Annotated in this window: 19 protein-coding genes; 12 read left to right on the forward strand and 7 right to left on the reverse strand. The window is 69.6% G+C overall.

The window, feature by feature from the left end:
- Positions 1-156 precede the first annotated feature (156 nt).
- Positions 157-2133, forward strand: a complete 1977-nt coding sequence (locus tag DPQ23_RS06750) for a protein meaA (protein WP_112873940.1) — start codon at positions 157-159, stop codon at positions 2131-2133.
- Between the two features lie 68 nt (positions 2134-2201).
- Here DPQ23_RS06750 and DPQ23_RS06755 read toward each other — a convergent pair whose 3' ends face one another.
- The 4 genes from DPQ23_RS06755 to DPQ23_RS06770 form a co-directional block, all read right to left on the reverse strand.
- Positions 2202-2726, reverse strand: a complete 525-nt coding sequence (locus DPQ23_RS06755; protein ID WP_112873941.1) for a fasciclin domain-containing protein — start codon at positions 2724-2726, stop codon at positions 2202-2204.
- A 259-nt stretch (positions 2727-2985) separates the two neighbouring features.
- On the reverse strand, positions 2986-4332 hold the full coding sequence (locus tag DPQ23_RS06760) for an FAD-dependent oxidoreductase (protein WP_112873942.1): 1347 nt from the start codon (positions 4330-4332) through the stop codon (positions 2986-2988).
- A gap of 111 nt (positions 4333-4443) precedes the next feature.
- Positions 4444-5019, reverse strand: coding sequence for a peroxidase-related enzyme (locus tag DPQ23_RS06765; RefSeq protein ID WP_112873943.1), 576 nt, complete (start codon positions 5017-5019; stop codon positions 4444-4446).
- A 70-nt stretch (positions 5020-5089) separates the two neighbouring features.
- Positions 5090-5785: a hypothetical protein gene (locus DPQ23_RS06770; protein ID WP_162630663.1), complete on the reverse strand. Its 696-nt coding sequence runs from the start codon at positions 5783-5785 to the stop codon at positions 5090-5092.
- Between the two features lie 268 nt (positions 5786-6053).
- Here DPQ23_RS06770 and ffh point away from each other — a divergent pair, with 268 nt between their 5' ends.
- From ffh to rpmE, 8 genes are all read left to right on the forward strand, one after another.
- On the forward strand, positions 6054-7550 hold the full coding sequence (ffh, locus tag DPQ23_RS06775) for a signal recognition particle protein (RefSeq protein ID WP_112873945.1): 1497 nt from the start codon (positions 6054-6056) through the stop codon (positions 7548-7550).
- 88 nt (positions 7551-7638) lie between these two features.
- A complete protein-coding gene (locus DPQ23_RS06780) occupies positions 7639-7935 on the forward strand; it encodes a chorismate mutase (protein ID WP_112873946.1) in 297 nt (98 codons plus the stop codon).
- A gap of 48 nt (positions 7936-7983) precedes the next feature.
- Positions 7984-8385 carry a 30S ribosomal protein S16 gene (rpsP, locus tag DPQ23_RS06785; RefSeq protein WP_112873947.1) on the forward strand — a complete coding sequence of 134 codons (402 nt, stop codon included), beginning with the start codon at positions 7984-7986 and terminating at the stop codon, positions 8383-8385.
- Between the two features lie 110 nt (positions 8386-8495).
- Positions 8496-8993, forward strand: coding sequence for a ribosome maturation factor RimM (gene rimM / locus DPQ23_RS06790; protein WP_112873948.1), 498 nt, complete (start codon positions 8496-8498; stop codon positions 8991-8993).
- The gene (locus DPQ23_RS06795) at positions 8986-9339 is read left to right on the forward strand and encodes a hypothetical protein (protein ID WP_162630664.1); all 354 of its coding nucleotides are present in this window, start codon (positions 8986-8988) and stop codon (positions 9337-9339) included. The genes rimM and DPQ23_RS06795 overlap by 8 nt, the downstream gene beginning before the upstream one ends.
- A complete protein-coding gene (trmD, locus tag DPQ23_RS06800; RefSeq protein WP_112873950.1) occupies positions 9332-10204 on the forward strand; it encodes a tRNA (guanosine(37)-N1)-methyltransferase TrmD in 873 nt (290 codons plus the stop codon). Before DPQ23_RS06795 ends, trmD begins: the two co-directional genes overlap by 8 nt.
- Complete coding sequence (gene rplS / locus DPQ23_RS06805) at positions 10201-10593, forward strand: 50S ribosomal protein L19 (protein WP_112873951.1); 393 nt, start codon at positions 10201-10203, stop codon at positions 10591-10593. The genes trmD and rplS overlap by 4 nt, the downstream gene beginning before the upstream one ends.
- An 11-nt stretch (positions 10594-10604) precedes the next feature.
- The gene (gene rpmE / locus DPQ23_RS06810) at positions 10605-10826 is read left to right on the forward strand and encodes a 50S ribosomal protein L31 (RefSeq protein WP_112873952.1); all 222 of its coding nucleotides are present in this window, start codon (positions 10605-10607) and stop codon (positions 10824-10826) included.
- Positions 10827-10889: 63 nt separating this feature from the next.
- Here the strand turns inward: rpmE and DPQ23_RS06815 are convergent, their stop codons facing one another.
- Positions 10890-11771, reverse strand: coding sequence for an MBL fold metallo-hydrolase (locus DPQ23_RS06815; RefSeq protein WP_112873953.1), 882 nt, complete (start codon positions 11769-11771; stop codon positions 10890-10892).
- A 161-nt stretch (positions 11772-11932) separates the two neighbouring features.
- Here DPQ23_RS06815 and DPQ23_RS06820 point away from each other — a divergent pair, with 161 nt between their 5' ends.
- The 3 genes from DPQ23_RS06820 (at position 11933) to DPQ23_RS06830 (ending at position 17281) form a co-directional block, all read left to right on the forward strand.
- Entirely contained in the window at positions 11933-12715 is a 783-nt protein-coding gene (locus DPQ23_RS06820; RefSeq protein WP_112873954.1) for a division plane positioning ATPase MipZ, read from the forward strand.
- Positions 12716-12842: 127 nt separating this feature from the next.
- Positions 12843-14231: an efflux RND transporter periplasmic adaptor subunit gene (locus tag DPQ23_RS06825; RefSeq protein ID WP_205961422.1), complete on the forward strand. Its 1389-nt coding sequence runs from the start codon at positions 12843-12845 to the stop codon at positions 14229-14231.
- Positions 14228-17281: an efflux RND transporter permease subunit gene (locus tag DPQ23_RS06830; protein WP_112873955.1), complete on the forward strand. Its 3054-nt coding sequence runs from the start codon at positions 14228-14230 to the stop codon at positions 17279-17281. The genes DPQ23_RS06825 and DPQ23_RS06830 overlap by 4 nt, the downstream gene beginning before the upstream one ends.
- 82 nt (positions 17282-17363) lie before the next feature.
- Here DPQ23_RS06830 and DPQ23_RS06835 read toward each other — a convergent pair whose 3' ends face one another.
- Both DPQ23_RS06835 and DPQ23_RS06840 read right to left on the reverse strand, forming a co-directional pair.
- A complete protein-coding gene (locus DPQ23_RS06835; protein WP_112873956.1) occupies positions 17364-17873 on the reverse strand; it encodes a hypothetical protein in 510 nt (169 codons plus the stop codon).
- Positions 17870-19270, reverse strand: a complete 1401-nt coding sequence (locus DPQ23_RS06840; protein WP_112873957.1) for a pyruvate dehydrogenase complex dihydrolipoamide acetyltransferase — start codon at positions 19268-19270, stop codon at positions 17870-17872. Before DPQ23_RS06840 ends, DPQ23_RS06835 begins: the two co-directional genes overlap by 4 nt.
- Between the last annotated feature and the right edge of the window lie 5 nt (positions 19271-19275).

The raw sequence follows: 19275 nt of genomic DNA on the forward strand, positions 1-19275 counted from the left end.
AATAGGTGCGGCGGGTCAAGACGCAACAATATGTCGGTTCCTTGATGATCCTGTCTGCCTCATCTTCTCAGCCGCGCCGCAGCGCAGCGAATTGACGGTGAAGCATCCTGTCCTTTAACTGGCCCGGACCGTAACAATCTTGCGAAGGCGCGCCCCATGGCCCAGACCACCGCCCAGCCCACCCGCGACAAGCCCTGGCTGTTCCGCACCTACGCCGGCCATTCCACCGCCGCGAAGTCGAACGAACTCTACCGCACCAACCTGTCCAAGGGCCAGACCGGCCTGTCGGTCGCCTTCGACCTGCCCACGCAGACCGGCTATGACAGCGATCATGTGCTGGCGCGCGGCGAGGTGGGCAAGGTCGGCGTCCCTGTCTGCCACCTGGGCGACATGCGGACGCTGTTCGACGCGATCCCGCTGGAACAGATGAACACCTCGATGACGATCAACGCGACGGCGCCGTGGCTGCTGTCGCTGTATGTGGCGGTCGCCGAGGAGCAGGGGGCGGATGTCGCAGCCCTTCAGGGCACGGTGCAGAACGACATCATCAAGGAATACCTGTCGCGCGGCACCTATATCTGCCCGCCCAAGCCCAGCCTGCGGATGATCACGGATGTCGCGGCCTATACGGCGCAGCACCTGCCCAAGTGGAACCCGATGAACGTGTGTTCCTATCACCTGCAGGAGGCGGGGGCGACGCCGGAGCAGGAACTGGCCTATGCGCTGGCGACCGGCATCGCGGTGCTGGACGACCTCAAGGGCAAGATCGCGCCCGAGGAGTTCCCGGCGATGGTCGGGCGCATCAGCTTCTTCGTGAACGCGGGCATCCGCTTTGTGACCGAGCTGTGCAAGATGCGCGCCTTTACCGAACTGTGGGACGAGATCTGCCGCGACCGCTACGGCATCGAGGACGAGAAATACCGCCGCTTCCGCTATGGGGTGCAGGTGAACAGCCTCGGCCTGACCGAGCAGCAGCCCGAGAACAACGTCTATCGCATCCTGATCGAGATGCTGGCCGTCACGCTGTCGAAGAACGCCCGCGCCCGCGCCGTGCAGTTGCCCGCCTGGAACGAGGCGCTGGGCCTGCCACGCCCCTGGGACCAGCAGTGGTCGCTGCGGATGCAGCAGATCATGGCCTATGAGACCGACCTGCTGAAGTTCGGCGACCTGTTCGACGGCAACCCCGTGGTCGCCGCCAAGGTCGAGGCGCTGAAGGACGGCGCGCGGGCGGAACTGGCGCTGCTGGACGGAATGGGCGGCGCGATCGCGGCCATCGACTACATGAAGTCGCGGCTGGTCGAATCGAACGCGGCGCGGCTGAACCGGGTCGAGGACGGCGAGACGATCGTGGTCGGCGTGAACCGCTGGCAGCAGGGCGAGCCTTCGCCGCTGACAGCGGGCGACGGCGGCATCATGGTGGTCGATCCGGCGGTCGAGGCCGACCAGATCGGCCGGCTGAACGACTGGCGCGCGTCGCGCGACGCGGGCGCGGTGCAGGATGCGCTCGACCGGCTGCGCGCGGATGCCCAGGCCGGGCGCAACATCATGCCGGCGTCCATCGCCGCGGCGAAAGCGGGCGCGACCACCGGCGAATGGGCGGGGGTGATGCGGCAGGTCCACGGCGAATACCGCGGCCCCACGGGCGTGTCCCCCAACCCGTCGAACCGCACCGAGGGGCTGGAGCCGATCCGCGAGGCGGTGGATGCGGTCAGCAGCCGGCTGGGGCGGCGGATGAAGTTCGTGGTGGGCAAGCCCGGCCTTGACGGCCATTCCAACGGGGCCGAGCAGATCGCCTTCCGCGCGCGCGACTGCGGCATCGACATCACCTATGACGGCATCCGCCTGACCCCCGAGGAGATCGTGGCCGCGGCCCGCGACCAGCAGGCCCATGTCGTCGGCCTGTCGATCCTGTCGGGCAGCCACCTGCCGCTGGTCCGCGATGTGATGGACCGGATGCGCGAGGCGGGCCTGGGCGGCACGCCCGTGATCGTGGGCGGCATCATCCCCGAGGACGATGCGGTGCAACTGCGGGCGATGGGCGTGGCGCGGGTCTATACGCCCAAGGATTTCGAGCTGAACCGGATCATGATGGACCTGGTGGCGCTGGTGGACCCCGAGGCGCAGGCGGCCTGACCGCCCCGTCGCGCATGAAAAAGGGGCGCTTGGGGCGCCCCTTTCCCTGTCGTGCCGTGCGCCCCGGCTTACGAGGCCGGCAGCAGGACCCCGTCGATGACGTGGACCACACCGTTCTTGGCCTCGAGGTCGGCGGCCGTCACCGTGATCGGCGTGCCGCCTGCGCCCCCGATCATCACCTTGCCGTCGGCCGTGGTGGCGGTCAGGCGGCACTTGCCCAGCGTCGTGATCTCGGCCGTGCCGCCGCCGTCGGTGATCATCTTGGCCACGTCGGCGGCCATCGCCTTGGCCTCGACGACGTGGCAGCCAAGAACCGCCACCAGCTTGTCCTTGTTCTCGGGCTTCAGCAGGTCGGCCAGCGCGCCCTCGGGCAGGGCCGCGAAGGCCGCGTTGGTGGGGGCGAAGACGGTGAAGGGACCGGCGCCCTGCAGCGTCTCGGCCAGCCCGCCCGCGGTGACGGCCTGGACCAGCGTCGTATGGTCGGGCGAGCCGGCCGCGATGTCCACGACGGTCGCGGGCATGTCCTGGGCCGAGGCTGCGCCCACCCCGACTGCAAGAAGGGCGGCGGCGCCGAGGGTCTTGGCGAAAAGCATGAAGTCCTCCTGTTGGTTATCGTGGTCCGTGTGTCAGAGGATATGGGGACCCTCTGCCGCTTGTGACAGGATGTCGCTATCACGTTCTCGTGACCACGGGATGACGGTCCCGGACTGGTCGGGATGATTGCGGGCGCGCAGCGCCGCCCTGGTCATGCGGGGATTGTGCCGTTTCGCGCCGGACGGGGGGCGCACAGCCCGGATGGCCGCGCGCCCCGGGCTTTGGAACGGCCGGGCAGCGACGCCCGGCCGCAGGGACTCAGGCGAGGAAATCGCCGGTGGTGCGCGCGTACCACTCGTAATCCTGGGCCAGATGCTCGGGCGTGCGGTCGTTCACGTCGATCAGCGTCTGGATCACCTTGCCGGTCGGATCGAGGTCATAGGTGAACTTGACCGCCACGGATTCGAGCGGTGCCGCGTTCACCAGAAGAAAGCACAGGTTGTCGGGCAGGACGGCCACGACCTCCTCTCCGCGCACGCGCTCGCCGATGTTGCGGGCCACGATCCTGCCCAGCGCGTTCGCGACATGAGCGCTTTTCGGGTAATACCCGAACTGGTCCGAGATGAAGCCGACCGCGTCCCCCACCACATAGACGTCATCGTCGCCGGGCGCGGTGAACAGCCGCGGGTGGGTGTCGGCCCAGCCGCGCGAGGTGCCGTCCGCCGCCACCGGCACCAGGTCGGCCATCCAGGCGATGTCGGCGGCCTGGTGAGGGGGCATCAGGATCGCGTCGTCGAACTCGAACTCGCCCGCATAGGTCAGGATGCGCTTGTTGAAGGGGTCCACCTCCTCGACGGCCGCATTGGGAACATAGGTGATGATGTCGGGATACAGTTCCTGGAACGCAGCGGTGAAGCCCCCGGTGATCGGCGCGATGCCCGGCTTGGGGTCCAGGAGGGTGATCTTGCCCGGGATGTTGTTCGTCTTGATGTGCCAGGCGATGAGGCAGGCCCGCTCATAGGGCGAGGGCGGGCAGCGGTGCGGCGGCGGCGGCAGCGTCATCACGAGATGACCGCCCTTGAAGTCGCGCAGCTTGCGCTTGAGCGCGAAATGCTCGGCATTGGGGATGTAGGCCGAGGGGAAATGCGTGCGCGTGTATTCGGCCGCCCGCAGGTCGTTGCCGAACCACTTGTCATAGGCGTTGCGGATACCGCCCGCGATCACCAGCAGGTCGTAGTCGACCGCGCCCCAAGCGGTGTGAACCACCTTGGCCGCGCGGTCGATGGCGCTGATTTCCGAATGCAGCAGCGTATAGCCGTAGGTGCGCGCCGGGATCGTCATGTCGTGGATCAGGAAATCCGTGTCCACCACGTCGATCAGCCACTTGTTGCTGAACGGGCAGGTGAAGAACACCGGGTTGCGCTCGATCAGGATCACCTCGGCGTCGGGCAGTTCCTGGCGCAGGTGGCGGGCGGTGGTCATCCCGCCCCAGCCGCCACCCGCGACGACGATGCGCGGTCCCTTGCCCTGCCGCGCGATCAGGCTGCGCGCGGGGGCGACGGCCGGGGCGGCCGCGGGGCTGGGCTGGGCTGCGGCGCGGCCCGCGCCAGTCAGCGCGGCGGCAAGGGCGGCCTGTCCGGCCAGAAAGCGGCGGCGGTCGATCATCTGCGGCCTCGTTGTCGGGTCATGGCAATCATCCTGTGGCGGGCGGAATGCCCCCGGCATCTATCCCGCGACAGGGGCCGATGTCTGCCCCGGTCGGATGCGGTCCAGGGATCAGCGGGGCACCCGGCCCAGCAGATAGAATTCCTCGTTCGGGGGAATGTCGGCGGTGTTCACCAGCCTGTTCGACAGGCCGAAGAACGCGGCGATCGCGGCGATGTCCCACACCTCGTCGGCGCTGAACCCGGCCGCGGCCAGCGCGGCGTGATCGGCATCGTCGATGCGGTCGGCGGCCAGCGCGACCTTTTCGGCGAAGGTCAGCATCGCGCGCTGCCGGTCGCTCAGCGCGGCCTTGCGCCAGTTGACCGCGACCTGGTCGGCGATCAGCGGATTCTTCGCCCTGATCCGCAGGATCGCGCCGTGGGCCACGACGCAGTACTGGCAGCGGTTCAGCCCGCTGGTGGCGACCACGATCATCTCGCGCTCGGCGCGGCTCAGCCCCTCGTCCTTGTCCATCAGCGCGTCGTGATAGGCGAAAAAGGCCCTGAACTCGGCCGGGCGATGGGCCAGCGCCAGGAAGATGTTGGGCACGAAGCCCGATTTCTCCTGCACGGCCACGATCATGGCGCGCATGTCGTCGGGCAGCGTGGCGATGTCGGGAACGGCGAAGCGGCTGATCGGCTGGGTCATGGTCGGGTCCTCTGGTGGCCGCCCCCGCTTACCACGACGGCCACCCCTGGGCAAAAGCCGCAGACCGGCGTCAGGACCCGGGGTCCATGCGCCGGTGCCGCAGAAGCCCGCCCAGCAGGATCAGGACACCCAGCCCCTCGAACGCCTCCTCGGTGCCGCTGACCAGGGCATAGGCGAGGCTCTCCTCCATCCCGTCGTCCCACAGCTTGCCGCCGATCATCTCGATCCCGACCGCGCCCACGACAAAGACCACCGCGGCGGCGAACATCCAGCCACGCGTCGACCTGGGCAACCGGGCCAGGAACGGCAGGGCCAGCAACCCGCCGAGCGCGACGACCAGGATCGCCGGGACCACCCAGGCGAACCTGAGATAGCCGCCCCACTGGAAATGCTCATGCAGCCGCACGGCCACGCCTTCGTGGATCATCAGCATCTCGTCGGCCGACACGGCAAGCACCGCCAGCCCCACGCCGATCCAGCCCCAATGAAGGATGCGGTCCGATTTCGGGGTGCGAAACCCGATGTCCAGCATCAGAAGGCCCGCGATCCCCAGCATCAGCACCGAAAGCCAGGTGTAAATGCTGGTTTCCTCGTTGGGGTCCAGAAGCCGGGGCAGGGGCGCGGGCCAGGGGCCGGACAGCGTATGCAGCAGATGCAGGCAAAGAAGCACAGCCCAGGTCGCATAGGCGGCCGTCAGCAAGGGCGCCCGCAACTGCGACGGCTCCCGGTCTGCCCAACCATTCGCAGTCACCTTGTGCCAATCCATGTTCAACCCCGTCTGATCGTTGCCAGGATAGACACAGAACCGTTCATCGGGCGTCATGGTTCTGTTACATTTACATCAAGATGCGGCCGCATCGGCAAGGTGCCGCCGGGTGCTTTCATCCACGCCGGTTGACTCGGGCGCGTCCCTGTCGTAGCGACGGTCCATGCCCGGAAGGTCTTCCTTCCGGTCCCCGACCTTGCGCGGGGATCGCCCCCCGTCAGCGCGTTGCGCCCACGGGGGCCATACTTGTTTTGTGCGGAGGCCCGCGATGTTCGAGAACCTGTCAGACCGCCTGGGCGGGGTCTTCGACCGCCTGACCCGGCAGGGCGCCCTGACCGAGGAGGACGTCACCGCCGCCATGCGCGAGGTGCGCGCCGCGCTGCTGGATGCGGACGTCTCGCTGCCGGTGGTGCGCGACTTTATCCGCAAGGTCACGTCCAAGGCGACCGGCGCGGCCGTCACCAAGTCGATCACACCCGGCCAGCAGGTCGTCAAGATCGTCCATGACGAACTGATCGCCATGCTGCAGGGCGACGGGCCGGCCGACACGCTGCGCATCGACAGCCCGCCCGCGCCGATCCTGATGGTCGGGCTTCAGGGCTCGGGCAAGACCACCACGACCGCCAAGCTGGCCAAGCGCCTGAAGGACCGCGAGAAAAAGCGCGTGCTGATGGCCAGCCTCGACACCAACCGCCCCGCCGCGATGGAGCAGCTGGCGATCCTGGGCAGCCAAGTCGGCGTCGATACGCTGCCCATCGTCCCGGGCGAGAACGCGCTCCAGATCGCGCGCCGCGCGCGTCAGCAGGCGACGCTGGGCGGATACGACGTCTACATGCTGGACACCGCCGGCCGGCTGCACATCGACGACGTGCTGATGAACGAGGTGCAGGCCGTCCGCGACGTGGCGAACCCGCGCGAGACGCTGCTGGTCGTCGATGGCCTGACCGGGCAGGACGCCGTGAACGTGGCGACCGAGTTCGACGCCAAGGTCGGCGTGTCGGGCGTCGTCCTGACCCGGATGGACGGGGACGGGCGGGGTGGTGCCGCGCTGTCCATGCGCGCCGTGACCGGCAAGCCGATCCGCTTTGTCGGCCTTGGCGAAAAGATGGACGCGCTGGAGGGCTTTGACGCCGAGCGCGTGGCCGGCCGCATCCTGGGCATGGGCGATATCGTCGCCCTGGTCGAGAAGGCGCAGCAGACGCTGGAGATCGAGCAGGCCGAGCGCATGATGAAGCGCTTTGCCAAGGGCCTGTTCAACATGAACGACCTCAAGGGCCAGCTTGAGCAGATGCAGAAGATGGGGGGCATGCAGTCCATCATGGGCATGATGCCGGGCATGGGAAAGATGGCCAAGCAGGCCGAATCCGCGGGCATCGACGACCGGATGATCCGGCGCCAGATCGCGCTGATCAATTCCATGACGAAAAAGGAACGCGCCAATCCCGACCTGCTGCAGGCCAGCCGCAAGAAGCGGATCGCCGCCGGGGCGGGCATGGACGTGGCCGAGCTGAACAAGCTGCTGAAGATGCAGCGCCAGATGGCCGACACGATGAAGAAGGTCAGCAAGATGGGCAAGGGCGCCATGCTGAAGCAGGCGATGCGCGCCATGTCGGGCAAGGGCGGCGGCCTGCCGGACCTTGCCGATGTCGATCCGGCCAAGATGGCCGAGGCGACGAAGATGCTTCAGGACCAGAAGGGGCTGGGCGGCCAGCTGGGCGGGCTGAACCTGCCGGGCGGGCTGTCGGGGCTGTTCGGCAAGAAATGAGCGGTCCCCTGATCCTTTGCACCCGCGCGCCCGCAGCGCCGCGGCCCCTTGGTCGGCCCGCCGTTGCCGCGATCCGGGCGCTTGCGCCATGACCGACGCCGCCCGGCGCGCCGCCGCCCTGCTGGCCGAGCACCGCGCCAGCATCGACCGGCTGGACGCCGTGCTGGTCTTCACGCTGGCCGAGCGGTTCAAGCACACGCAGGCGGTCGGCCGACTGAAGGCCGATCACGATCTTCCCCCGTCCGATCCCACCCGCGAGGCCTGGCAGATCGAGCGGCTGGAACGCCTTGCGCGCGAGGCGGACCTGGACCCCGCGTTCGCGCGCAAGTTTCTGAATTTCGTGATCGCCGAGGTGATCCGCCATCACGAGAGCTTTCAAGCCTGAAGGCGGCCGCGGCTGCCGAACCCCTCGCTATTCTGAAGGAGATGACCAATGGCAATGAAGATCCGTCTGGCCCGTGGTGGGTCCAACAAGCGTCCCTACTACGCCATCGTGGCGTGCGATTCGCGCATGCCGCGCGACGGCCGCTTCCTGGAAAAGCTGGGCACCTATAACCCGCTGCTGCCCAAGGACAGCGAGGACCGCATCAAGATGGACGTCGAGCGCGTGCAGTACTGGCTGGGCCAGGGCGCGCAGCCGACCGACCGCGTCGCCCGCTTCCTGGAAGCCGCCGGCGTCAAGGACAAGACCGAGCGCGCCAACCTGAAGAAGGGCGAGCCGGGCAAGGCCGCCAAGGAACGCGCCGCCAAGCGCGCCGCGCGCGAGGCCGCGGCGGTCGAGGCCGCGAACGCCCCCGCCGCGGAACCCGCGGCCGAGGCCGGCGCCGAGGCATGAGGCTGCTGGCCCGCCCCCCGGGGCGGGCCGTCCTGCGACGGAGAGTGCGATGCGTGTCCTGACGATCGACGGTGGCCGCAGCGTTCGCCTTATCGCCCCGGCGGCCAGCCATGTCTGAGCGTGTCTGCGTGGGGGCGATCGCCGGCGCCTTTGGGGTGCGCGGCGAGGTGCGGCTGAAAAGCTTTTGCACCCGGGCCGAGGACATCGCCCGCTATGGCCCGCTTGCGTCCGAGGACGGGGCGCGGCGGTTCACCGTCACCCTGACCCGGCCCGTGGCCGGCGGGCTGGGCGCGCGGCTGTCGGGGGTGGACACCAAGGAACAGGCCGACGCGCTGAAGGGCGTGACGCTGTGGGCCGACCGCGGGGCGCTGCCTTCGCTGCCCGACGACGAATACTACCACGCCGACCTGATCGGGATGTCGGTGGCCGACACCGGGGGCGCGCCCCTGGGCCGGGTCCGGGCGATCTATGATCACGGCGCCGGCGACATCCTCGAGGTGGCGGGACCGGGCGGCCTGCTGCTGATCCCCTTTACCCGCGCGGCGGTGCCGACGGTCGATCTGGCCGCCGGGCGCATCGTCGCCGACCCGCCGGATTCGGATGAATAGGGTGCCGGCCCGGCGGCGGATCGGCCGGGCGCTGATCTTCCTGGGACCGGCGCTCGCCGGCCTTGGGCGGGCCGGGGGCTGGGCCGTGGGGCTGTTTGCCCTGCTAGCGGTTGCCGGCGTGGTGCTGGCAGCACCAGCCGAGGTCTGGCGTTCCCCCGTCCACCTGGCCGGCGGAACGGTGCTGGCGGCGGTCGCCTGCGTGGCCCTGCACGTCGGCGCCGACGCTCTCGGCCGCAGCCTGGGCTGGTCCGGCGACTGGGGCGCGCTTGGACCGCTCGCCGTCTCGACCGCCGGCGCGGTCATGGCGGGCACCGGCTGGTTTCGCGCAGGCGGGCGTGATGGCTGAGCCGCCCGCCCGCTCTCACGGCAGGATTGCGGTGCAGCCCTCGCTGCGCCCGCGCGACCTGATGGCCGAACCGCAGGTCGCGGGCGTCTGGACGGCGCAGGTCGTGACTCTGTTCCCCGAGGCGTTTCCCGGCACGCTGGGCCTGTCGCTGACCGGCAAGGCCCTGGCGCAGGGACTGTGGTCGCTGCGCACCATCCCGCTGCGCCCGTTCGGGATCGGGCGGCACCGCAATGTCGATGACACGCCCGCGGGCGGCGGCGCGGGGATGGTGATCCGCCCCGACGTGATGGCCGCCGCGCTGCGCGAGGCGCAGGGCGCGCGGCCCGGCCTGCCGGTCGTGTATCTGTCGCCGCGCGGCCGTCCCCTGACCCAGGCCATGGCGCGGCGGCTGGCCCAGGGCCCCGGCGTCACCCTGATCTGCGGCCGGTTCGAGGGGGTGGACCAACGCGTGCTGGACGCCTTTGAGGTCACGGAAATCAGCATCGGCGACTATGTCCTGACCGGAGGCGAGATCGCCGCTCAGGTCTTGATCGACGCGACGGTCCGTCTTATACCGCGCGTGCTGGGGAATCAGGACTCTCTGGCCGAGGAATCCTTTTCCAACGGCCTTCTGGAACATCCGCAGTACACGAAGCCCGCCGATTGGGAAGGCCGCGCGATCCCCGACGTTCTGCTGTCGGGAAACCACGCGGCCATTTCGCAATGGCGCGCCGACATGGCCGAAAGGCTGACCAAGGAACGCCGCCCCGACCTGTGGCGGGCCTGCCGCGACAGCGGTGCGGACCCGGCAAAGGACCGACAGCTCTCGGGCGCATCAGACCAAGCGCGGGACCACCGTGCGCATCAAAAGGATGAACCGCGATGAACCTGATCGCACAGATCGAGGCCGAGCAGATCGACGCGCTCGGCAAGACGATCCCGGACTTCAAGGCCGGGGATACCGTCCGCGTCGGCTATAAAGTGACCGAGGGCACGCGGACGCGCGTGCAGATGTACGAGGGCGTCGTGATCAGCCGCAAGGGCGGCGGGATCGGGGCCTCGTTCACGGTCCGCAAGATTTCCTTCGGCGAGGGCGTCGAGCGGGTGTTCCCGCTGTATTCGACCAACATCGATTCCATCGACGTCGTGCGCCGGGGCCGCGTCCGCCGCGCCAAGCTGTACTATCTGCGCGACCGCCGCGGCAAATCCGCCCGCATCGCCGAAGTGTCCAACTACAAGCCGAAGGCCGCCAAGGCCGACGCCAACAACGCCTGAGGTCGCACGCCATGAAAGCCGAGACGCATCCCGCCTATCACATGATCACCGTCAAGATGACGGATGGGACGACCTATCAGACGCGATCGACCTGGGGCAAGGAAGGCGACACGCTGTCGCTGGACATCGACCCGAACTCGCACCCGGCATGGACCGGCGGGTCGGCCAAGCTGATGGACACCGGGGGCCGGGTGTCCAAGTTCAAGAACAAGTATGCGGGCCTGGGGTTCTGATCCCTGCGCCCCGCGCCATTCCGACGCCGCCCCACCGGGGCGGCGTTTTCCGTTGGCGACAGCTCAGCCGTCTGCGCGGTCGAAGTAGTCGGCGGGAATCTTGAAATACCGGCGCCCGTCGCTTTCCGGGTCGGGCAGGCGGCCGCCGCGCAGGTTCACCTGCAGCGCGTGCAGCATCTGCGCGGGCAACGCCAGCGTCTTGTCGCGGCTGTTGCGCAGGGCCACGAACTCGGGCTTCTGCATGCCGTCCTTGACGTGATTGTTGGTCAGCCGGTGTTCGGCGACCGTGGCCATGAACCGGGGCGGATCGTCCTTGGAGGGATAGTCGTGGCCCACGAACAGCCGGGTGCCTTCGGGCAGGTCAAGGATCGCCCGGATCGAATCCCACAGCGCGCCCGCGTCCCCGCCGGGGAAATCGGCGCGACTGCTGCCCGAACCGGGCATCATCAGCGTGTCGTGGACAAAGGCCGCGTCGCCCGCGACATAGGTGATCGAGGCGAGCGTGTGCCCCGGCGACAGCATCACCCGGACCGGGATGGTCCCCACGGTGAACGTGTCGCCGTGCGCGAACAGCCGGTCCCAGGGGGCCGCGGTCTGCGGCAGGCTGTCGTCGTGATAGATGTCGCGCCAGAGCCGCTGCACCTCCAGCACCTTTTCCCCGATCGCCCGAGGCACCCCGCCAAGCTGGTCCGACAGATAGACTGCGGCGGTCAGGTGATCGGCATGGGGATGGGTGTCCAGGATCCAGTCCACCGTGATCGCCTGCTCGCGCACATAGGCCAGGATGCGGTCGGCGTCCGCGGTCCAGGTTCGCCCCGCCTTGGGACAGAAGTTCCAGACCGGATCGACGATGGCGCCCCGCATCGTGGCGGGGTCGTGAAAGACGTATTGCAGGCTGCCGGTAGGACGGTCGAAAAAGGCGCGGACGATCGGTCGGACGGACATGGTGGCCTCGTGACATATGCTATCAATTGAATATGACGCGGCGCGGCGGGTTTGGCAACGGCGGCCTGCCGCCCCCGGATGCGTGCCGCGCCCAAAAGTCGGACGGCCGCGGTGACTTGCGCGGCCCCCGCCGCTAGCCTGTGACCGGCAAGGAGCGAATCGTGGCGCACATCATCGTTGTCGGCAACGAAAAGGGGGGGTCGGGCAAGTCCACGACCTCGATGCACGTGGCGACGGCGCTGGTTCGTCAGGGCCTGCGGGTGGGCGCGCTGGACCTGGACGTGCGGCAGCGCAGCTTTGCGCGCTATCTGGAAAACCGCAGCGCCTTTCTGACGCGCGAGGGGCTGGACCTGCCGACGCCGATCCTGGCCGAATTGCCGCGCGGCGCGGCCGACGTGGACGACCCGCTGTCGGCGGCGGTGGCCGAACTGGACCGGCAGGCCGACTTTATCGTCATCGACTGCCCCGGTTCGCACACGCGGCTGTCGCAGATGGCCCATGCGCTGGCCGACACGCTGGTGACGCCGATGAACGACAGCTTCATCGACTTTGACCTGCTGGCGCGCCTGACCCCCGAGGGCAAGGTGATGGGACCGTCCATCTACGCCGAGATGGTCTGGGCCGCGCGGCAGATGCGGGGGCAGGCGGGCGCCGGGCCGATCGACTGGATCGTGCTGCGCAACCGCCTTGGCACGACCGAGATGCACAACAAGCGCAAGGTGGGCGCCGCGCTCGAGGCGCTGTCGAAGCGCATCGGGTTCCGCGTGGCGGCCGGATTTGCCGAGCGGGTGATCTTCCGCGAGCTGTTTCCGCGCGGGCTGACCCTGCTGGACCTGCGCGACGTGGGCACGACGCAGCTGTCCATGTCCAACATCGCCGCCCGCCAGGAACTGCGCGACCTGATGGCGGAATTGCGCCTGCCGGGGGTGCAGGGCACGGTCTGAGAGGGACAGTCTGAGGGGCACGGCTTGACGGGGGCGGTTGCAATGTCGTGATGGCCGCGCCGGTCCGGCCCATTGTTGCTGGCCCCCGCGCACCCTAGGTTCAGGCTGAACCCTTCGGAAGATCGCGATGTCCCTGTTCCTGCGCCTTGCTGCCGCGGCCGTGGCCCTTGCCGTCGCGGCGGGTCCCGTTGCGGCGGCCGACCCCGCCCCGCCCGCCGCCGCCGTGGCGCCGACCGTGACGGTCGTGGCCGCCACGCGGGCCGAGGTGCAGGCCCGTGTCCCCCTGTCGGGCACGCTGGTCGCGCGGCACGAGGTGCAGGTCTATCCCGAGGTCACGGGTTTTCAGATCACCGCCCTGCGGGCCGAGGCGGGCGACCGCGTCGCCAAGGGCCAGGAACTTGCCCGGCTGTCGGACGACACGCTGCGCGCGCAGCTGGCCCAGGCCGAGGCCGAATACCAGCGCGCCCAGGCCGGGGTCGGCCAGGCGCAAAGCCAGATCGCCAGCACCGAGGCCGCGCTGACGCAGGCGGTCACGGCGCTGGAGCGGGCGCAGCAGCTCAGGCGCGGGGGCAACACGTCGCAGGCGGCACTGGATCAGGCCGTCGTGGCCGAGGCGGCGGCGCGCGCGGCGGCGGCCTCGGCGAGCGACGGTCTGGCGGTCGCGCAGGCCGCGCAGGCGCAGGCCTCGGCGGCGCGCGACGTGGCGCAGCTGAACCTGGACCGCACGGTGATCGTGGCGCCGGTGGACGGGCGGGTGATGGCGCGCGCGGCCCAGCTGGGCGCGCTGTCGGCCGCCGGGGGCGAGCCGATGTTCACCCTGATCGCCGACGGCACGCTGGAGATGCAGGGCGAGGTGATCGAGACGGCCCTGCTGGACCTGCGCCCCGGGCAAGCCGTCGATCTGGATGTCGCAGGCGTGGGTCCTGTGACCGGCGAGGTGCGCCAGTTGCCCGCGCTGGTCGATGCCACGACGCGGCTGGGGGACGTGCGCATCGCGCTGCCCGCGGACGAGCGGCTGCGACCCGGCCTGTTTGCCAGCGGCACGATCACCACGGCGCGGCGCGTGGCGGTGACGGTGCCCGCGACCGCGGTGCTGGCCGACGCGGGCGGGGAACGGGTGCAGGTCGTGCGCGGCGGCGTGGTCGAAAGCCGCCCCGTGCGCGCGGGCCTGCTGTGGCAGGGCGCGCGCGAGATCGTCGACGGCCTGGCCGAGGGCGAGGTGGTGATGATGCGGGCCGGCGCGTTCTTTCGGACAGGCGACCCGGTTCGCCCGGTCGAGGCCCCGGCCGACCCCGGCGCCGCCGCGACCGTCCCCGCGGACGCCGCCGCACCCGCTCAGGCCGGGGCCGCCGCGGCGCCGGCCGGGGCGGGGGCCGGGACGATGGCCATCCCGCCCGGCAGGGACGACGGCCGGCAGGCGGCCGCAGGACCCACGTCGGGGGCAACCGGCCCGCAGGCCCCGGCGGGACGGACCACCGCCGCGGCGCGGCGCGCGTCCGATGGCGGCGCGCCATGAACCTGTCCACCTGGTCGATCCGCCACCCGGTCCCGCCCATCGCCATCTTTCTCGTGCTGGTCATCGTCGGCATCGTCAGCTTCATGCGACTGCCGGTCACGGCGATGCCGAACATCGACCTGCCCATCGTCACCGTCAGCATCGCCCAGCCCGGCGCCGCCCCGTCCGAGCTGATCACCCAGGTCGTCCGCCCCGTCGAGGACAGCATCGCCAGCGTCGTCGGCGTGCGCCACATCAGTTCCACTGCGCAGGACAGCGCGGCCACCATCACCGTCGAGTTCGAGCTTGAGACCGACAGCGACCGCGCCCTGAACGACGTCAAGGACGCCGTCGCCAGCGTGCGCGCCGAATTGCCCCAGTCGATCACCGAGCCGCTGGTCCGGCGGCTGGACGTGACCGGCATGCCGATCCTGACCTATGCGGTCAGCGACCCCACGCTGTCGATCGAGGCCCTGTCCAAGTTCGTGGACGACGTCATCGCGCGCGAGCTGTCCACCGTCGCGGGCGTGGGCCAGACCAGCCGGATCGGCGGCGCCGACCGGGAAATCTCGGTCGAGCTGGACCCCCAGCGCCTGCTGGCCCACGGGCTGACGGCGGCCGAGGTCTCGACGCAGCTGCGCGCCAAGAACATCGACATGGGCGGGGGACGGGGCGATCTGGCCGGCACCGAATACGCCATCCGCACCCTGGGGTCGGCCGACAGCGTGGCCCAGTTGGCCGCGACGCCGATCAGCATCGGGCAGGGCCGCACCCTGCGGCTGGACCAGTTGGGCGAGGTCATCGACGGCCCCAGCGAAGAGCGCAGCTTTGCCCTGCTGGACGGCCGGCCGGTGGTGGCCTTTGGCGTCTTTCGCGCAACCGGCGCGTCCGACCTGGCGGCGGGGGACGGCACCAAGGCCCGGCTGGCCGAGATCGCGGCCCGCTATCCCAACACCGCGATCAGCCTGATCGACGACGCGACCACCTATACCGAGCAGTCCTACCACTCGGCGATGGAGACGCTGTACGAGGGCGCGGCGCTGGCGGTGATCGTCGTGCTGCTGTTCCTGCGCAACTGGCGCGCAACGCTGATCGCCGCCGCCGCCCTGCCGCTGTCCATCATCCCCACGTTCTTCGTCATGGACTGGCTGGGGTTCACGCTGAACGGCATCAGCCTGCTGGGGATCACGCTCGTCACCGGCATCCTGGTGGACGACGCCATCGTCGAGATCGAGAACATCGTCCGCCACATCAACATGGGCACCCCCGCCTATGAGGCGTCCGAGGAGGCCGCGACCGAAATCGGGACCACGGTGATCGCGATCAGCCTGTCGATCGTGGCGGTGTTCGCGCCGGTCAGCTTCATGGGCGGGATCGCGGGGCAGTATTTCAAGCAGTTCGGCCTGACGGTCGCCGTCTCGGTGCTGTTCTCGCTGCTGGTCGCCCGCATCATCACGCCGATGATGGCGGCCTATTTCCTGCGCGGCCACGCCCACCCGCAGGAGGGCGCCGACGGCTTCACGATGCGGCGGCTGATGGCGGTGCTGGGCTGGACGATGCGCCACCGGCTGCTGACGCTGCTGTTCGGGCTGATGGTGTTCGCCGGATCGATCTATTCCGCGACGCTGCTGCCGACCGAGTTCATGGCCCCCTCGGACGTGGGCCGCAGCCAGATCGAGGTCGAGCTGCCGCCCGGATCGACCGTGGACCAGACCGACGCCGTGGCCCGCCGCCTGACCGCGCAGGTCGCGCGCATCCCCGAGGTGCAGTCGGTCTTTGTCGAGGGCGGCACCTCGGACGTGACCAAGGCGCGGCTGATGATCAACTATGGCAAGAAGGAAACGCGCGAGCGGTCGCAGTTCGAGATCGAGGAGCAGCTGAAGCGCGACCTGGCGGGGACGCCCGACGTGCGGCTGAACTTTCAGAACGAGCAGGGGGCGAACGATCTGACGATCAGCGTGCTGGCCGAAACCGAGCAGGCCGCAGCCCTGGGGGCCGAGCGTCTGGCCGCGGGGATGGGCGACATGGCCTCGCTGGAGGGGGTCACGTCTTCCTCGGCGCTCAAGCGCCCCGAAGTGCAGATCCGCCCCCGCCCCGAGGTTGCAGCCCAGCTGGGCGTGTCGGCCAGTTCGCTCGCGCAGACCCTGCTGGTGGCGACGCTGGGCGACAACGAGACGAACCTGCCCAAGTTCAACGCCGGCGACGAGCAGATCCCCATCGTGGTGCGGCTGAACGCGGCCGCGCGCGGCGACCTGATGCAGGTGCAGGCGCTGCGCGTCCCGTCCTCGGCCGGGCAGGTGCCGCTGGCGGCGGTGGCTGATGTCACGCTGTCGACGGGCGCCACGCAGATTTCCCGCTATGACCGGCAGTTCCGCACCACGGTGTCGGCCAACCTGGTGGACGGGGCGATCCTGGGCCCGGTCTCGGCCGAGGTGCAGGACTTGCAGACCCGGATCGACCTGCCGCCGGGGACCCGGATCGAGACCTCGGGCGATGCCGAGATCATGGGCGAGGTGTTCGGCGCCTTCGGCTTGGCGATGGGGTCGGGCGTGTTGCTGGTCTATGTCGTGCTGGTGCTGCTGTTTCACAACTTCGTCACGCCGATCAGCATCCTGCTGTCGCTGCCGCTGGCGATCGGCGGCGCCATGCTGGCGCTGTACATCACCGGCTATGCGATCGGCATGCCGGTGGTGATCGGGTTCCTGATGCTGATGGGGATCGTGACCAAGAACGCCATCATGCTGGTCGAGTTCGCGCTGTCGGCGATGGACGCGGGCGTGGCCAAGCGGGACGCGATCCTGGACGCCGTCCACAAGCGGGCGCGCCCCATCGTGATGACGACCATCGCCATGGCGGCGGGCATGCTGCCGTCGGCGCTGGGCACCAGCGAGGGGTCCGAGTTCCGCTCGCCCATGGCGGTCGCGGTGATCGGCGGGCTGCTGCTGTCCACCTTGCTGTCGCTGCTGTTCGTGCCGTCGCTGTTTTCCGTGATCCACGGGGCGCAGGGCCGCGTGGGCCGATGGATGCAGCGCCACGTCGGGTTGAACCGGCCCCGCGTTCCGGCCGAGTAGGGGTGGGGCGTCCCCCCTCCGCCCGTGTCAATGATGTTTGGACACGGACGACAGGGGCACGCAGGCGCGGCACGGCCGCTGGTCAGGGCAGGGGGCCGAGCAGCGCCACAAGCAGCGCGTCGATGCCGGCCAGCGGAACGAAGCGGCTTGCCGGGACGATCCGACGGCTGGTCCACTCGGCCTTGTGGCCGGTGGCATCGGCCTTGGCTTGCCGGGGGGTCCTGAAGTCGTCGAGGGTCAGTGGCTCGGTCGGCCCGTTTCCGAAAAAGCGATAGTCGTGGATTGTCAGGTCGTCCCCGACCACCATCCACACCACGCATCCCGCCGGTCTGGAGGTCAGGGCGGTGCTGATCTTTTGCGAGGCCGTCGTCCCGTCAGCGCGGCTCGCCTTCAACTGGATGTGCCGGATGATCCGGCCCCTCGTCAGAACCAGGTCATACCCGCCGGCATCGAAGGCTGAATGCAGGATCTCGACGTCGAAGACGCCGCGCTGCCACAGGCGTTGCAGCAGCGAGGCGGTCAGCTGGTGTTCCAGAATGACTTCGCGCAGGACAGACTGGCGCGCGTGGACCGCGCGCCAGTCAGGGGTCACGCCAGCATCCCGATCGGGTTTTCCAGGTGCTCCACGATGGCGGCCAGAAGCTGCGCCCCCAGCGCGCCGTCGATCACCCGGTGATCGACCGACAGCGTCATCGACATGACGTTGCGGACGACGACCTCGCCGCCTTCGACCACCGGGGTCTGGATGCCCGCGCCCACGGCCAGGATCGCGCCATGCGGCGGGTTGATGACCGCGTCGAAGTTCTCGATCCCGAACATCCCCAGGTTCGAGATCGCGAAGCTGCCGCCCTGGTATTCGTGGGGGGCCAGCTTCCTGGTCTTGGCGCGGGTGGCCAGGTCCTTCATTTCCGCCGACAGGGCCGACAGGGTCTTCTTGTCGGCGTCCTTCAGGACCGGGGTGAACAGCCCGCCTTCGATCGCGACGGCCACTGCCACGTCCGAGGGTTTCAGCTTGATGATCCGGTCGCCGGCCCAGACGGCATTGGCGTCGGGCACCTGCTGCAAGGCCAGCGCGCAGGCCTTGATGATGAAGTCGTTGACCGACAGCTTGACCCCGCGCCCGGACAGCTGCGCGTTCAGCGTGCCCCGGAACTCCATCAGCGCGTCCAGCCTGGCCGAGCGGCGCAGATAGAAATGCGGGATGGTCTGCTTGGCCTCGGACAGGCGCGCGGCGATGGTGCGGCGCATGCCGTCCAGCGCGACCTCCTCGGTTTCGCGGCCCTCCAGCAGCTTCTTCACCGTCTCGTAGCCCATGCCCTGCGGGGCGGCGGCGACTGCCGGGGCAGGGGCCGCGGGTTTGGGTGCGGCGTCCGCCGGGGCGGGGGCTGCGGCGGCGGCGGGCTTGCCTGCGCCGGGGCGGGCGGCCTCGACGTCGGTCTTGACGATCCGTCCGCGCGGGCCGGTGCCGGTGATCCCCGCAAGGTCGATCCCCCGTTCGGCGGCGATGCGCCGTGCCAGGGGCGAGGCGAAGACCCGGCCCTCCTTGCCACGCGCCTGCGCGGCAGCGACCGGCGCGGAGCCGCCGGGTGCCGCGCCGCCCGCGATCCCCGCATCGGCCTGGCCGTCCGCGGACAGCGGCCCGTCGTTCGGCCCGCCATAGCCCTTGTCGGGGGCCGCGTCCGTCTTGGCCGCAGCCGGCGCTGCGCCGGACGTGGACGCGCCTGCGCCCACGCTGGAGGCGTCCTCGCCTTCGTCCAGCAGCACGGCGATGGGGGTGTTGACCTTCACCCCCTGCGTGCCCTCGGCCACCATGATCTTGCCGACGGTGCCTTCGTCCACGGCCTCGAACTCCATCGTGGCCTTGTCGGTCTCGATCTCGGCCAGGATGTCGCCGGATTTCACCGTGTCGCCTTCCTTGACCAGCCACTTGGCCAGCGTCCCTTCCTCCATCGTGGGGGACAGGGCAGGCATCAGGATCTCGGTTGCCATTGTCG

The organism is Paracoccus endophyticus (assembly GCF_003286075.1).
GTDB classification, from domain to species: Bacteria; Pseudomonadota; Alphaproteobacteria; order Rhodobacterales; family Rhodobacteraceae; genus Paracoccus; species Paracoccus endophyticus.